Annotated in this window: 15 protein-coding genes, 1 other RNA gene and 1 riboswitch; of the genes, 9 read left to right on the top strand and 7 right to left on the bottom strand. The window is 39.5% G+C overall.

Annotated features, from left to right (window positions below; translation table 11 throughout):
* Window positions 1-33 precede the first annotated feature (33 nt).
* Window positions 34-2208, top strand: coding sequence for a DNA helicase II (gene uvrD / locus CVP05_RS10995; protein ID WP_100289617.1), 2175 nt, complete (start codon window positions 34-36; stop codon window positions 2206-2208).
* Between the two features lie 68 nt (window positions 2209-2276).
* Entirely contained in the window at window positions 2277-2600 is a 324-nt protein-coding gene (locus CVP05_RS10990; RefSeq protein WP_100289616.1) for a DUF496 family protein, read from the top strand.
* A 38-nt stretch (window positions 2601-2638) separates the two neighbouring features.
* On the opposite strand, the gene CVP05_RS10985 is transcribed toward CVP05_RS10990, so the two are convergent.
* Genes CVP05_RS10985 through CVP05_RS10970 form a run of 4 tightly spaced genes read right to left on the bottom strand, consistent with a single transcriptional unit; the run spans window position 2639 to window position 6875 of the window.
* Window positions 2639-3808, bottom strand: coding sequence for an FAD-dependent monooxygenase (locus tag CVP05_RS10985; protein ID WP_100289615.1), 1170 nt, complete (start codon window positions 3806-3808; stop codon window positions 2639-2641).
* Window positions 3809-5008 (bottom strand): 2-octaprenyl-6-methoxyphenyl hydroxylase, encoded by a 1200-nt coding sequence (gene ubiH, locus CVP05_RS10980; RefSeq protein WP_100289614.1) that lies wholly within the window; start codon window positions 5006-5008, stop codon window positions 3809-3811. It abuts the gene before it with no gap.
* Window positions 4992-6293: a Xaa-Pro aminopeptidase gene (pepP, locus tag CVP05_RS10975; RefSeq protein WP_100289613.1), complete on the bottom strand. Its 1302-nt coding sequence runs from the start codon at window positions 6291-6293 to the stop codon at window positions 4992-4994. The genes ubiH and pepP overlap by 17 nt, the downstream gene beginning before the upstream one ends.
* Window positions 6294-6305: 12 nt before the next feature.
* Complete coding sequence (locus tag CVP05_RS10970) at window positions 6306-6875, bottom strand: UPF0149 family protein (protein ID WP_100289612.1); 570 nt, start codon at window positions 6873-6875, stop codon at window positions 6306-6308.
* Between the two features lie 125 nt (window positions 6876-7000).
* On the opposite strand from CVP05_RS10970, the gene CVP05_RS10965 reads away from it, so the two are divergent.
* The 3 genes from CVP05_RS10965 (at window position 7001) to CVP05_RS10955 (ending at window position 8150) form a co-directional block, all read left to right on the top strand.
* A complete protein-coding gene (locus CVP05_RS10965) occupies window positions 7001-7312 on the top strand; it encodes a cell division protein ZapA (protein ID WP_100289611.1) in 312 nt (103 codons plus the stop codon).
* A 75-nt stretch (window positions 7313-7387) separates the two neighbouring features.
* Window positions 7388-7570: non-coding RNA, 6S RNA (ssrS, locus tag CVP05_RS10960), on the top strand.
* A gap of 22 nt (window positions 7571-7592) precedes the next feature.
* Window positions 7593-8150, top strand: a complete 558-nt coding sequence (locus tag CVP05_RS10955) for a 5-formyltetrahydrofolate cyclo-ligase (protein ID WP_100289610.1) — start codon at window positions 7593-7595, stop codon at window positions 8148-8150.
* Between the two features lie 71 nt (window positions 8151-8221).
* Here the strand turns inward: CVP05_RS10955 and lysC are convergent, their stop codons facing one another.
* The 3 genes from lysC to galE all read right to left on the bottom strand — a co-directional run bounded on the left by lysC (window position 8222) and on the right by galE (window position 12201).
* Complete coding sequence (lysC, locus tag CVP05_RS10950) at window positions 8222-9574, bottom strand: lysine-sensitive aspartokinase 3 (RefSeq protein WP_100289609.1); 1353 nt, start codon at window positions 9572-9574, stop codon at window positions 8222-8224.
* A gap of 89 nt (window positions 9575-9663) precedes the next feature.
* A riboswitch (Lysine riboswitch) is annotated at window positions 9664-9841 on the bottom strand.
* A 63-nt stretch (window positions 9842-9904) separates the two neighbouring features.
* Window positions 9905-11182 (bottom strand): AmpG family muropeptide MFS transporter, encoded by a 1278-nt coding sequence (locus CVP05_RS10945; protein WP_100289608.1) that lies wholly within the window; start codon window positions 11180-11182, stop codon window positions 9905-9907.
* The gene (gene galE, locus CVP05_RS10940) at window positions 11182-12201 is read right to left on the bottom strand and encodes a UDP-glucose 4-epimerase GalE (protein WP_100289607.1); all 1020 of its coding nucleotides are present in this window, start codon (window positions 12199-12201) and stop codon (window positions 11182-11184) included. Before galE ends, CVP05_RS10945 begins: the two co-directional genes overlap by 1 nt.
* Window positions 12202-12352: 151 nt before the next feature.
* Between galE and CVP05_RS10935 the strand changes: the two genes are divergently transcribed.
* Genes CVP05_RS10935 through CVP05_RS10920 form a run of 4 tightly spaced genes read left to right on the top strand, consistent with a single transcriptional unit; the run spans window position 12353 to window position 13866 of the window.
* Window positions 12353-12742, top strand: coding sequence for a DUF805 domain-containing protein (locus CVP05_RS10935; protein WP_100289606.1), 390 nt, complete (start codon window positions 12353-12355; stop codon window positions 12740-12742).
* Between the two features lie 29 nt (window positions 12743-12771).
* Window positions 12772-13404 carry a dephospho-CoA kinase gene (gene coaE, locus CVP05_RS10930; protein ID WP_100289605.1) on the top strand — a complete coding sequence of 211 codons (633 nt, stop codon included), beginning with the start codon at window positions 12772-12774 and terminating at the stop codon, window positions 13402-13404.
* Window positions 13388-13594: a DNA gyrase inhibitor YacG gene (gene yacG / locus CVP05_RS10925; protein WP_100289604.1), complete on the top strand. Its 207-nt coding sequence runs from the start codon at window positions 13388-13390 to the stop codon at window positions 13592-13594. Before coaE ends, yacG begins: the two co-directional genes overlap by 17 nt.
* A complete protein-coding gene (locus tag CVP05_RS10920; RefSeq protein WP_100289603.1) occupies window positions 13594-13866 on the top strand; it encodes a GNAT family N-acetyltransferase in 273 nt (90 codons plus the stop codon). The genes yacG and CVP05_RS10920 overlap by 1 nt, the downstream gene beginning before the upstream one ends.
* The last annotated feature ends 27 nt before the right edge of the window (window positions 13867-13893 follow it).

Genomic DNA, 13893 nt, shown 5'->3' with positions numbered 1-13893 from the left:
ATGGGTCTGTATAAAAAAACAGTGGTGGAATGCATGGATTTTTCAGAATTACTTGATGGTTTAAATGATAAACAACGAGAAGCAGTCGCAGCGCCTATTGGAAATTATCTTGTATTAGCAGGGGCTGGAAGCGGCAAAACCCGTGTTTTAACTCATCGCATAGCTTGGCTTATTGGTGTCGAAAATGTGCCTGAGGGGAATATTATGGCCGTGACATTTACCAATAAAGCCGCAGCAGAAATGCGCCACCGTATTGAAAGCACTTTAGCTGAACAGCGTTTATTCGGCATGTGGGTTGGAACATTTCATAGTATCGCCAATAGATTGTTACGCGCTCATCATTTAGACGTCGATTTACCCCAAGATTTTCAAATTTTAGATGCAGACGATCAGTTGCGTTTAATTAAACGCTTGATGAAGTTACATCAGTTTGATGAAAAGGCATTTCCGCCAAAACAAGCATGTTGGTATATTAATAATAAAAAAGATGAAGGATTGCGGCCTCATCACCTTGATGCTGGCGATGATCGCCAAGAAAGAGAATGGATTCGCATTTACCAAATTTATCAAGATGCCTGTAACCGTGCGGGTTTAGTTGACTTTGCTGAGTTATTGTTAAGGGCTTATGAGTTATGGCTTAAAAAACCTGTCATACTCGCACGTTATCAGCAACGTTTTCAGCATATTTTGGTTGATGAGTTTCAAGATACTAACAAGATTCAATACGATTGGATTCGTTTATTAGCGGGAGATACCGGTAATGTGATGATTGTTGGTGATGATGATCAATCTATTTATGGTTGGCGTGGCGCGAAAATTGAAAATATTCAGCAATTTTTACGTGATTACCCTAAGGCACAAACCATTCGTTTGGAGCAGAATTATCGCTCTACTAATAATATTCTGAATAGCGCAAATCAACTCATTTCTAACAACCACAATCGATTAGGAAAAGATCTTTGGACACAAGATGGCGCAGGAGAACCGGTGGGGATTTATGCGGCATTTAATGAATTAGATGAAGCACTTTTTGTCTCATCACAAATTAACATTTGGTTAGAAGACGGTGGAAAATTAGACGATTGTGCGGTGCTATACCGGAGTAATAGCCAATCACGTGTATTAGAAGAAGCATTAATTCGTGCAAATATTCCTTATCGTATTTATGGCGGAATGCGCTTCTTTGAACGTCAAGAAATTAAAGATGCGTTGGCTTATCTACGTTTAATTGCTAATCGTCAAGATGATGCTGCGTTTGAGCGAGTGATTAATACCCCGCCGAGAGGGATAGGCGATCGAACATTAGACATCTTACGTAATTTAACCCGTGAACGACAAGTCACACTTTGGCAAGCGACACAGATCGCAATTCATGAAAACTTATTAGCAGGGCGTGCCTCTACCGCATTACTACGTTTTAGGGAATTGATTAATTCATTACAACAAGAAACAGAAGAAATGCCACTTTTTGCTCAAACTGATTTTGTGATCAAACATTCCGGCTTATATGAAATGTATCAGCAGGAAAAAGGCGAAAAAGGTGAAGTGCGTATTGAAAACTTAGAAGAATTAGTTTCAGCAACCCGAGAGTTTGTTAAACCGGATGAAGTGGAAGATATGACCGATTTAACCGCATTTTTAACCCATGCATCGTTAGAGGCGGGTGAAACACAAGCCTCTCCTCACCAAGCTTGTGTTGAAATGATGACTTTACATGCAGCGAAAGGCCTGGAATTTCCACGCGTGTTTATGGTTGGTGTTGAAGAAGGTATTTTTCCGAGTGCAATGTCTTTAATGGAGCAGGGGCGTTTAGAGGAAGAGCGTCGTTTAGCCTATGTAGGGATTACCCGCGCGAAGAAAAAGCTAACCATTAGTTATGCTGAAAGCCGCCGTTTATATGGTAAAGAAGAGCGCCATGTCGCTTCGCGTTTTATTAGTGAGTTGCCAAAGGAGTGCATTCAAGAAATTCGTCTACGTGGAACCGTGACCCGCGCATATAATCGGGCAGCTACAGTAAATGCTTCTGCATTGTTAAATGATGATGCGGTATGGAAGATGGGGCAAAAAGTGAAGCATGAAAAATTTGGTATTGGCACGATTATTAATGTAGAGGGCGTAGAAAGTAATACTCGTTTACAAATAGCCTTTCAAAATCAGGGGATTAAGTGGCTCATTGCCGCCTTAGCAAAATTAGAAAAAGTCGGTTAATATTTTTTGACGAAACAAAGAAAAACCGTTAAATTAGGGTTAGTGTTATTTATTTAGAGAAATTAGCTATGGAAAATGTTAACAAACAATCTTTTCAAGATGTCTTAGAGTATGTGCGTATGTATCGTCTAAAAAATAAATTAAAGCGTGATATTGCGGACAATGATCGTAAAATCCGTGATAATCAAAAACGTGTACTATTACTTGATAATCTGAACCAATATATTAATGATGATATGAGTATTGAGGATGTGCGTGCGATCATTGCGAATATGCATGATGATTATGAAGGACGTGTTGATGAATATATGATTCGTAATGCGGAATTATCAAAACAACGCCGTGAAATTAGTGCCAAAATGAAAGAACAGGCAAAATCACATAAGAAATAATCTATTTCGGAGCAAGCATAGCGCTTGCTCTTTTTTGTTTATAGGTTTAATGCCTGTTTTATCAGTTGGTCTTTGACGAAATTGAGCTGTTGTGTTGTGGCTAAACCTATACCGCGTACCCATTTTTTTAGTGGATGATCGCCTTCAAATAGGGATTTGAGCCCTTGCATTGCGGCTAGCATTTTCATCGCCTCGACTTTACGTGTCCGTTCATAATGACGCAGATAGCGATATTCTCCAATGTCTAAATGAGCAGCTTCATTCTCCAATAGTGTTTTTGCTAGACTTTCTACATCCTGAAAACCAAGATTTACGCCTAAGCCGGCTAAAGGGTGAATGGTATGAGCGGCATCGCCAATAAGTGCAATACGAGGGTGGGCAAAATTTCGAGCATAACGCGCAGTCAAAGGAAATATTTTACGTTCACTAGTGATTTGGCATAGGCCAAGCTGACCATCAAATGCGACATTTAGGGCTTTATTAAAGCTTATTTCATCACAGCTATGTAATTGTTTGGCTTGCTCTGGAGGTAAAGACCAAACTATAGAACATAAATTAGGTTTATCTAGAGGTAAAAACGCTAATATACTGTCAGAGGAAAAAATTTGGCGCGCACAATGGTTATGCGGTTCTTGTGTATTAACATTGCAGACAAGAGCATGGTGGCCATAATCATGGAATACTAAGGGGATATTAGCTTGTTGGCGAACCCAAGAGTTTGCACCATCGGCACCGACCACTAATTTGGCTGAGATCATTTCATGGTTATCAAGCTGTAAAATAGCGGTATGTGGATTAATGTCTAACCGATGTGGAAGTGCGGTTATAATATCGACATTTTTTTGTTGCATGACATGTTGCCACAAGATACCTTGAATAAGGTGGTTTTCAGCGATATGTCCTAAGTGATTGATACCTAATCCTTGCGTGGTAAAATCAAGACGGCCAAAGCTATCTTTTTCCCAAATTGTCATTTTATCATAAGGAGTTAGGCGTAATTGTTGTAATTCTTGCCATATGCCAATTTGTTGTAAGAGCTTTTCACTGGATAAGTTTAATGCACTAACACGTGGCGCATAACTTGAGAAATCCAACGCGGGGGGAAAAGCTTCAATTATACATAATGATAGGGAGGATTGCTTTAAACGGGCTGCGAGTGCTAATCCCACCATACCTCCACCGATAATAATGACATCCACATGTTTCATTTAAATCCACCCTAAAGTTGGTTTCGCAAAATATTGGCGCAGTAGCTGTGACTGTGCCAGTGTGATTAAGCCTAGATTACGCCCAATTTGCATAGGTAAAAGATGATTAGAGAAAAGAGAAACTAAACCATCGGTTAAGTTTATTATGCTTTGTTGATCGGCTGTGCGTTTCATTGCGTAACGTTGTAATACCTTATATTCTCCCCAGTCTTGTTGTTGCATAAAAGCGTCGCTGACAATCTTGGCTAAGTTTAACACATCACGAATCCCTAAATTAAATCCTTGCCCTGCAATCGGATGTAATGTTTGTGCGGCATTGCCAATAAGTACAACGCGAGGTTGGATACTATGAGAGGCTTTGGTTAAATGAAGCGGGTAGGCAACACGTGGGCCACACTGTTGTAATTTTCCCAATCGCCAGCCAAATCGCTGTTGAAGTTGGCTAAGAAAAGCGGCATCTGATAAATGGAGAAGCGGCTCGGCTTGCTTAACACACCAAACGAGAGTCATAAGATTATTTGCCATGGGCAAGAGCGCAATCGGGCCTTCATCAGTGAATCGTTCAAAAGCGCGTCCTAAATGCGCTTGTTGAGGTTGAATATTCGCGATGATTGCCGTTTGTCCGTATTGGCGAATAATGTCTTGTGTCATATTGAATGTGTGAGCGATTTTGGAATTGGCGCCATCAGCTCCTACCAATAAGCTTGTGGTCAAGCGTCGACCGTTTTTCAGTGTGATGTGAACGATTTGTTTGGTTCGTTCAATCTGTTGAATTTCGTCCGGGCAAATATAGTCAATATTAGGGCAACGTTGAATTTGTTGTAATAATAAGTTTCCCATTGCAGAAAGTTCAACTACCACACCTAACTGAGGTAAATTAAATTCTTTAGCATGAAATTCAACTAGGCCAAAATGCCCTTTATCAGAAACATGTATATGCTGAATTGGAGTGATAATTGGCTGCATTTGAGACCACAAAGATTGTCCATGTGGAAGCTGGATTTGGTCAAGTCGTTGGCATGTACCATCAGACAGCGCAATACAACGGCTATCGAAGCCGCTATGTTGATGTAGGCTCGGGGATTGCTTTTCAATAATGGCAATGCGACATTTGCCTTGTGTGAGATGAGTGAGTGCTAATGCCAACGTTGAACCTGTCATTGCACCACCATTGATTACAACATCATACATGATTGGCATTCCACATCAGTTGTTCAATATCGTCAATTTCTTTTGGCGCCGCACTGGTTAGGTTTTTATTGCCATATTCAGTGATCAGAATATTATCTTCAATGCGAACGCCGATCCCGCGATATTGATGGGGAACATTTGCATCTAGCGGAATATATAATCCAGGCTCTACGGTCACAACCATGCCGACTTCTAATGGCCGATTGCGATTTTCTCCATATTCTCCGACATCATGTACATCTAATCCTAGCCAATGGCCTAAGCCATGCATATAGAATTGCCGATGTGCATTATCTGCAATTAATTGCTTAATATCGCCTTGTAAAATGCCTAATGCAACTAGTCCTTCAACTTTAATACGAATAACTTCATCATTAACTTGTTGAATAGAATTGCCAGCAACGAGTAGTTCAATGGCTCGTTTTTGTGCCTTGAGTACTAAGGTATAAATGGCTTTTTGTGGCTCGGTAAATTTGCCATTAACCGGGAAAGTACGTGTAATATCACCGGCATACATTGCAAACTCACAGCCCGCATCAATTAGAACTAAATCACCATCAACAAGGGGTTGATCATTTTCAGTATAATGTAAAATGCATGCATTATGGCCACCGGCTACAATGGAATTATAAGCGGGAAAACGGGCGCCATGCCGATTAAATTCATATTCAATTTCTCCAGCAATTTCATATTCCAAACGGTTAGGGCGAGTTTGTTGCATGGCTCGAATATGTCCTAACGCTGAGATTCTAGCCGCTTGTTGCATTAAGGTAATTTCATTGGGAGATTTAAACAAACGCATATCATCTAGCCAATGTTTCCAGCTATGTTGGGCATGGGGAAGTTTTAATTGGGCTAATAGCGTTTCGGCCCATTCATGCCAATCGGCTAAATGATAAAGTATGCTGCATTTTGAGAGCAGCTTAGGTAAAATTTGTTCAATATCTTGTATAGAAAAAGCCTGATCAATATGTAAATGTTTAGGCGCCTGCTCAACACCTAAACGACGACCATGCCAAGTTTCCATTAATGGATCTGACGGCCGTAGAAACATCACTGTTTGGTATGTGTTAGCTTGTTTTAGTAGTAATAAGACGGAATTGGGTTCATTAAAACCGGTTAAATACCAAAAGTAGCTGTCTTGACGAAAAGGATAGCAGCTATCATTATTACGTCGTTTCTCGATTTCTGAAAACACGAGCAAAGCCGAATTATCTTGCATGTTTGCAAATAACTGTTGACGTCGTTGTACAAACTCTTCAGTTGGTAGAGCCGACATATATGCTAAGTCCATGTTTTCCTCGCTTTAATGTAACATTTTTGTCTGTGATGTAATGGGTTTAAATTGTGCAAAATGCGTAAAAAATAAGGTTGAGAGTGTGCGCACATATTCAACGATTTCTTCTACTGCGTGATTAAGTTCTTCGAGATCATCGTCTTCGTCGTAGCTTAACATGCAAATGTCTTGTAAATCCCGAAATGCTTCACGAATTTCTGGGGTGTTGAGTTCTTTTTCAAAATGCGGGCGTGCTAAGCCTATGCCTAATAGAAAATGGCTCACCCATTCAGATAAAGCGTCTGCTCGCTGAAAGATATTATCTTCTTCTGGAAGCCATAAATCGAAATTAAACCCGTCTATGTCGGCTAATTTTTGTTTAGTATCAATGTAGAGTTGTTGTGTTTCTTTTAGTAGCTGCATGGGATAAGCATGGCCGTCATTGGTAAATTGATACACAAAATTTAGCCAATCTTCATGGGACACCGCGCCGGCAATTAATCCTGTAATCAAACCGTGTACTTCTGCTGCAGAGTGGGGAATACCTTCACGTTCTAGATAGACTGAAAATTGTTCATAAGATGAAAGTTCAATGGTCATTTTTATAATCCTTACATTAATTGCCCGCTATTTTACCACTCTTACAAGTTGCCCACCAATAAATCTAGATTAAATATAAGAAAAAATGGCATAATAGACAAAAATAGAAAATATGAGGGGCAAAAATGTCATCTAAAAATATTGAATTAAGCCTTTTTGGTCAAGTATTACGCTTAAATTGTCCTGAAGAACAGCATTCAGATTTGCGTGCTGCAGCAGAATCATTGGAGAATAAAGTTTTTGAGTTAAAAGAACGTGCTGGTATTGTTCAATTAGAACGGGCATTAGCGATTGTTGGGTTAAATTTAAGCTATGAACTTGCTCAAGCACAACGAAAAAATGATGCAACAGAAAATCTGTGGCAGAGTCGTTTGCAACAATTAGATCACTCTTTAGAAAATATTCTCACACAACAAAATTTATACAAAACGCAATAATTTGAATAGATTTACAGCATAATCTCAAAATTAATACTAGGAAAAATTGATAAATTACGTTAGTATTATTCTATAAATTTCCTGGAGTGTTCGCCAGTGAGTTACGTCCCTGAGCCGATACTTTAAACTTTATGAATTGGTTCTCTATTATTGGTGTGCAAGCTTAGCTTGACTAAGAAGCCTAAAAATAATAACAACTAATTCCCTTGAACCGTTGGGTTCAAGGACTGCCACTCGCAACGGCACTCTGGGGCCTCTCAAACTGCAATGAATTGATTTTATGGAAACTCGCCAACAAATCCGTTCTCAGATCCGAAAAATTCGTCGAAATTTAACCGCACTTCAACAAACTCAAGCTGAACGATTAGTGACTCGACAAGCGTTGCATTTTATTGAGCAGCATCAAGCGGAGCATATTGCGCTTTATTTGTCTTTTGATGGAGAGATTTCAACTCAAAGCCTTATTAATGCGTTATGGCAGCAGGGAAAATCAGTCTATTTGCCGGTTTTACACCCATTTAGTCAAGGGCATTTATTATTTCTCGCTTATATGCCCACAACGCAAATGCAAGTAAATGCATTTGGCATTTTAGAGCCTCAACTTGATATAAGAGCGGTGTGGCCAAGTGAACAATTAGATATTATTTTCACGCCATTGGTTGCCTTTGACCAGCAAAAGAACCGGCTAGGTATGGGCGGCGGATTCTATGATCGCACATTGGAAAATTGGCAACAAAAGCACTTTATTCCTGTTGGGCTAGCCCATGCCTGTCAACAAGTGGATATGTTACCTGTTGAAAGTTGGGATATACCGCTATTTGATATTTTAATTGGCTAAATAAATTTGAATGTGGGCGCTGTGTTAACAACGCCCATCGCATTTGAATAAATGATGGATTGTAGATGCGATTATTCAAATAATTCGGCATGTAATGCACGTACAACATTATCAGCATCACTGCTGCGCACTAGGGTACAAATATTATTGGTACTTGCACCATAGCTTATCATGCGTACATTGTAGTGTTCCAATGTGCCGAAAATCCGTTTTGCCACACCCGCAGCAATATGTAAATCATTACCAATTAGCGCAACCAAAGATAAGCCAGTATCAACTTTCACATTACATAATGCGCTAAGTTCGGTAAGTAATTCATTCGATAATAACTCCGCACCTGATGAGGCAGAGCCTGTTTTATCTAAGGTTAAAGCGACACTGACTTCAGATGTTGTAATGGTATCAACGGAAATTTTATGTTTGGCTAAAATATTGAAGACATTCGCTAAGAAACCTTGTGCATGTAGCATATTTAAGCTAGATAAGGTTAATAAGGTTTGGTCGCGACGTAATGCTATGGCGCGAAAAGTTGGACGAGGTTGCGGATCGCGTGTTACCCACGTTCCACCTTGTTCAGGCGCTTTGCTTGAACCTACATAAACAGGAATATTACTGCGAACTGCAGGTAGGAGTGTCGCTGGATGTAAGACTTTGGCTCCAAATGTAGCCATTTCTGCGGCTTCAGCAAAACTCATGGTATCAATACGTTTGGCGGCAGAAGCAATACGAGGGTCAGTGGTGTAAATACCAGCAACATCTGTCCAAATTAATACATCTTTTGCATTTAAAACTTCGGCTAATAAGGCAGCAGAATAATCAGAACCACCTCTTCCTAATGTTGTTGTTTTACCAGAAGGTGCGCGGCCGATAAAACCTTGCGTAACAACCAATTCACCTTGATTAATGAGTGGTTTGAGTACATTATCAGCATTATGCTGTGTTTTTTCATCATTTGGTGAGGCTTTACCAAAGTGTTCATCTGTTGCAACAACGGTACGAACATCTAACCAAGTTGCTTGGCAATTTAATTCACGTAACACTTCGACAAAAATGAGAGAAGACATCATTTCCCCATGGCTGATTAATTCATCAGTGAGTGCTGGCGATGTCGCTAAAGCTGCAGCTTCTGCTAAAGATTCGATATTATCAAGATAACGATCGATTTCTTGACGAATAATATTGGCATCTTTGAGCTCATCTAAAATGGCATATTGGATTTGGCGGACATTTTCGATAACTGTTGCACGGTGAACGGGATCACATCCATTGGCTAATTCTACCAAAAAATTAGTGACTCCTGCAGAGGCAGAGAGGACAACAACACGGGTATTGGGGTCGGCAATCACAATATTCGCGCTTGCTTGCATTGCTGAAAAGTTTGCGACACTAGTACCGCCAAATTTAGCGACAGAAAGATTCGACATCATAAAGTTCCTTTTAGTTAATAAAATAATGGCTTAACAGAAGAATATTTAAACTTAGGGAACGCAGGATCAAGGATAAGTAGATAATTGATCTTAGAAGCGCTCCACTAATTAATCATTAGTGACAGCTTTGGAGATTCAACCCTCAAAGCCGATAAAGTACCTATTCGGATAAGTAATTTATCTCGGCGAACATTCCCCTGATTATTTTTTATGGATTCCGAAATCAAAAAATAACGACCTGAATGACGCACCTCTTCCGTACGCTTATAGAAATAACGTTAAAAAAAATATTTGTCAAATAAAATAAATATTTTTTGTTATTCACTGCTAAACAGCCGTTGGTTTTTCTTTCCATGGCGCCACCCAAATCAAGCAAATCATGCCGGGGATACCCACAAAAAAGCAAATCCAGAAAAATTGATAGTAACCTACGTTTTCAACTAATGCGCCGGCAAATGCACCCAAAATTTTGCTAGGAATAGCTGAGAGACTTGTGAAAATGGCTAATTGTGTTGCGGTATAAAGGGGATTTGTTTCACGCGCCATAAATGCAACGAATGCCGCAGTGCCAAGTCCAACACCAATATATTCAGCTATCATAACAGTCGACAACACCATATATTCATAGGAACCAATTGATTCAAACTTAATATAGCTTGCCATCCAGACAAAACATAAAATGGTGATGAGTTGGACAAACCCGAAGATCCATAAAGAGCGATTAATCCCTAATCGGATCATCATCACGCCACCTAACATGCCTGAAATGACAGAGGCCCAAAGAGAATTAAATTTTACGACTGTGCCAATATCAGTTTTACTAAATCCCATATCAAGGATAAACACGGTTTGTAAAGAGGTGGCGAGGGAGTCGCCAAATTTATAGAGAAAAATAAAGAGAATAATCCCAACACCCGACCATACTCCTTTACGAGAGAAAAACTCTTTAAAAGGATTGGTAAACGCAATATAAAACGGGGTTGAGCGATCGATCTCGGGGACATTCGGTTCGCGGGCTAAAATCAGAGAGAGAAAAAGGCCGGGCAGCATAAAAAGTGCGGTGAAAATAAAGACAGAATTCCAGCTCATCATATCGGCCAAAATTAAAGATAAGCCTCCAGGAATGAGACCCGCAATGCGATAGGCGCTAACATGGATAGAATTTCCTAACCCGAGTTCTTGATCGCTTAAAATCTCTCGTCGATATGCATCAATCACGATATCTTGTATTGCAGAAAAAATCGCAATTGACGTGGCTAAAATGGCGACAATTTGGATATCTGCTTTTGGATCAAATTGCCCAAATAAAGCAAGCAGCGCTAATAGGCTAATTTGAGTTAAAAACATCCATGAACGGCGTCGGCCTAAAAAGTTTGGGTAGTAGCGATCGAGTAAGGGAGCGATCATAAATTTCCAGCCATAAGGAAAACCGATCAAGGTAAAAAAACCGATAGTGGTTAAATCTACAGCAGAATCACGTAACCAAGCAGGCACAAGCTGGAAAATAAAATAGAACGGTAAACCGGAACTAAATCCCGTAAATATGCAGAGCAGCATATTACGGGTAAAGATCTGTTTCCATAAGCTAGTTGGAGCGGTTTGCATTAGGCGTCCTTGTAGCCATGAGGGTTATTTTTTTGCCAATTCCAAGTATCTTTCATCATGGTGGTTAAATCACGTTGTGTGGTCCAACCTAACACTTGTTTTGCTAAACTTGGGTCTGAATAACATGTGGCAATATCACCTGGTCGACGGTCAACAAGTTTATAGGGAATAGAGATTTGATTAGCTTGTTCAAAAGCTTTAACCATATCTAGGACAGAATACCCTTGACCAGTACCAAGATTATAAATGTGTAATCCCGCTTGGTTCACATGACATTCTAAGGCTTTTAAGTGACCGATGGCTAAGTCAACTACATGAATATAATCCCGAACCCCAGTGCCATCATGGGTAGCGTAATCACTACCGAATATGGAAAGTTGTGGCAATTTACCAATGGCAACTTGGCTAATATAAGGTAATAAGTTATTTGGTATGCCGTTTGGATCTTCGCCAATTAAACCGCTTTCATGGGCACCAACAGGATTGAAGTAACGTAAAATGGTAATGCTAAATTGAGGTTCAGCCTGAGCAACATCTTTGAGTATTTGTTCAACCATGAATTTTGATGTGCCGTATGGGTTTGTAGTGCCGCCTACTTGACAACTTTCAGTAATTGGAACGATCTCTGGATCACCATAAACAGTGGCTGACGAGCTGAATACAAAATTCCAAACACCCGCTTTTTTCATCTCTTGCAAAAGAGTTAAAGAGCCGGTGACATTATTGGTATAATATTCCATTGGTTTTTGTACGGATTCACCCACCGCTTTTAACCCAGCAAAATGAATGACTGATTGAATGGTATTTTCGGTAAAAATACGCTGCAAGAGTAAACTATCCAGTATATCGCCTTGATAGAATTTAACCGATTTTCCAGTGATTTTTTCTACTCTTTCAAGGGATTTTGGGGAGGAATTAGATAAATTATCTAACACAACTACATCTTTTCCTGCATTTAGTAACTCAACAACGGTATGTGAGCCAATGTAACCTGCGCCACCAGTGACTAAAATCGTCATGATATTCTCCTTTGGATCAATAAACCAAGAGCAATTGCTCTACATTGCTTTATAGTATAAAGCATCTGACAGAAAAATAATGAAAAACTTTTTTCTTTTTGTGGAGATGTGGTATAAATTAAAGTAATTACGAGCCTAAAAAGGAGGTAATATGAATTGGTATTTATCCGTTATTAAACAATATGTGAATTTCAATGGACGAGCAAGACGTAAGGAATATTGGTTTTTTACTTTATTCAATTTTCTGATTGCTTTTGCATTGAGTATTCTTGATCTTGCATTCGGTTTATTTTCTTATGAAAGTAACATCGGTTTATTCAGTGGTATTTATGGTTTATTCGTTTTTCTTCCCACTTTAGCCGTTAGTGTACGTCGTTTGCATGATATTAACCGCTCAGGTTGGTGGCTACTGATTGGCCTTGTGCCAATTTTAGGGGCTATTGTGATTTTTGTGTTTATGTTATTCGATGGTACGCCAGGGGTAAATCGTTTTGGGGAAAACCCAAAAAATATTTCCATTGAAGGTCCTTTAGTTCATTAGGGAAATGCTTTTTGCTTGAGTAAAATATCATGAGCTATATAGTCGGTTTGACAGGCGGGATCGGCAGTGGGAAGTCAACCATTGCCGATTTATTTTCAGCCTTAAATGTCCCCGTAATTGACGCGGATATTGTGGCAAGGAAAGTGGTAGAAAAAGGATCGCCACTGCTTTCGGAAATTGTGGCACATTTTGGCCAAAACATATTAACGGAGGCCGGTGAGCTTGATCGGGCCGCATTACGTAAGTTAGTCTTTAATGATGATAAACAAAAACACTGGCTCAATGATTTATTACATCCTGCCATTCGTACGGAAATGCAGCATCAACTCGCCGTTCAAACAGCCCCTTATGTTATCTGGGTAGTACCGCTTTTAATTGAAAATAACTTGGTAGAGATGTGTGATCGCGTATTAGTTGTCGATGTATCGCCTAGTGTACAGCTCGCACGCGCAGCGAAACGTGATAATCATAGTGACGAATTAATTCAAAAAATTATGGCAACACAGGTTAGTCGCGAAGAACGATTAAAGTCGGCTGATGATGTGATTTATAATGAAGCGAATTTTAGCGATAATGGCGCACATTTAAAACAACAAGTATTGACATTACATCAATTGTATCTAGAACTAGCAGAAGAGAAATGCAATGAGCGAAATAATTGAAGTGCCTTGCCCGACTTGTGGCAAAGTGGTTGAATGGTCAGAAAAAAGTATATTTCGTCCGTTTTGTAGTAAACGTTGTCAATTAATTGATTTAGGTGCGTGGGCTGCAGAAGAAAATGCGATTCCAAGTGAGACAGCTGATTTTGCGATGGAAGTAAGTGATGAAAACCAAGATTGGGTGAAGCATTAATGGATATTCAACATACCTATAATAATGAGCAAGGTGAATTTTTTCTGTTAAATGAAACAGGGGCTAAAATTGCTAAGCTAAGTTATTATTTTGTCGACAAACACACGATTAATGCAAATCATACATTCGTTGATCCGAGTTTAAGAGGGCAAGGCATTGCTGATAAATTGTATCAAGCTTTGTCTGATTTTGTGCAACAAAAGCAATTGGATTTAATACCAAGTTGTCACTATATTGCGACCAAATGGCAAAAAGAGCGGTCAAAAAATTAAAAAAATTTTGAGATTGTCGAACAAATA

The organism is Conservatibacter flavescens, from assembly GCF_002795425.1.
Classification (GTDB): Bacteria; Pseudomonadota; Gammaproteobacteria; order Enterobacterales; family Pasteurellaceae; genus Conservatibacter; species Conservatibacter flavescens.
Note: the sequence above shows the minus strand (reverse complement) of the source record. Positions and strands in the feature narration are given on the sequence as shown.

Excerpts from the sequence above, each read along its gene's own strand:
- uvrD (WP_100289617.1), top strand. The coding sequence starts at position 34 with ATGGATTTTTCAGAATTACTTGATGGTTTAAATGATAAACAACGAGAA.
- CVP05_RS10990 (WP_100289616.1), top strand. The coding sequence starts at position 2,277 with ATGGAAAATGTTAACAAACAATCTTTTCAAGATGTCTTAGAGTATGTG.
- CVP05_RS10985 (WP_100289615.1), bottom strand. The coding sequence starts at position 3,808 with ATGAAACATGTGGATGTCATTATTATCGGTGGAGGTATGGTGGGATTA.
- ubiH (WP_100289614.1), bottom strand. The coding sequence starts at position 5,008 with ATGCCAATCATGTATGATGTTGTAATCAATGGTGGTGCAATGACAGGT.
- pepP (WP_100289613.1), bottom strand. The coding sequence starts at position 6,293 with ATGGACTTAGCATATATGTCGGCTCTACCAACTGAAGAGTTTGTACAA.
- CVP05_RS10970 (WP_100289612.1), bottom strand. The coding sequence starts at position 6,875 with ATGACCATTGAACTTTCATCTTATGAACAATTTTCAGTCTATCTAGAA.
- CVP05_RS10965 (WP_100289611.1), top strand. The coding sequence starts at position 7,001 with ATGTCATCTAAAAATATTGAATTAAGCCTTTTTGGTCAAGTATTACGC.
- CVP05_RS10955 (WP_100289610.1), top strand. The coding sequence starts at position 7,593 with ATGGAAACTCGCCAACAAATCCGTTCTCAGATCCGAAAAATTCGTCGA.
- lysC (WP_100289609.1), bottom strand. The coding sequence starts at position 9,574 with ATGTCGAATCTTTCTGTCGCTAAATTTGGCGGTACTAGTGTCGCAAAC.
- CVP05_RS10945 (WP_100289608.1), bottom strand. The coding sequence starts at position 11,182 with ATGCAAACCGCTCCAACTAGCTTATGGAAACAGATCTTTACCCGTAAT.
- galE (WP_100289607.1), bottom strand. The coding sequence starts at position 12,201 with ATGACGATTTTAGTCACTGGTGGCGCAGGTTACATTGGCTCACATACC.
- CVP05_RS10935 (WP_100289606.1), top strand. The coding sequence starts at position 12,353 with ATGAATTGGTATTTATCCGTTATTAAACAATATGTGAATTTCAATGGA.
- coaE (WP_100289605.1), top strand. The coding sequence starts at position 12,772 with ATGAGCTATATAGTCGGTTTGACAGGCGGGATCGGCAGTGGGAAGTCA.
- yacG (WP_100289604.1), top strand. The coding sequence starts at position 13,388 with ATGAGCGAAATAATTGAAGTGCCTTGCCCGACTTGTGGCAAAGTGGTT.
- CVP05_RS10920 (WP_100289603.1), top strand. The coding sequence starts at position 13,594 with ATGGATATTCAACATACCTATAATAATGAGCAAGGTGAATTTTTTCTG.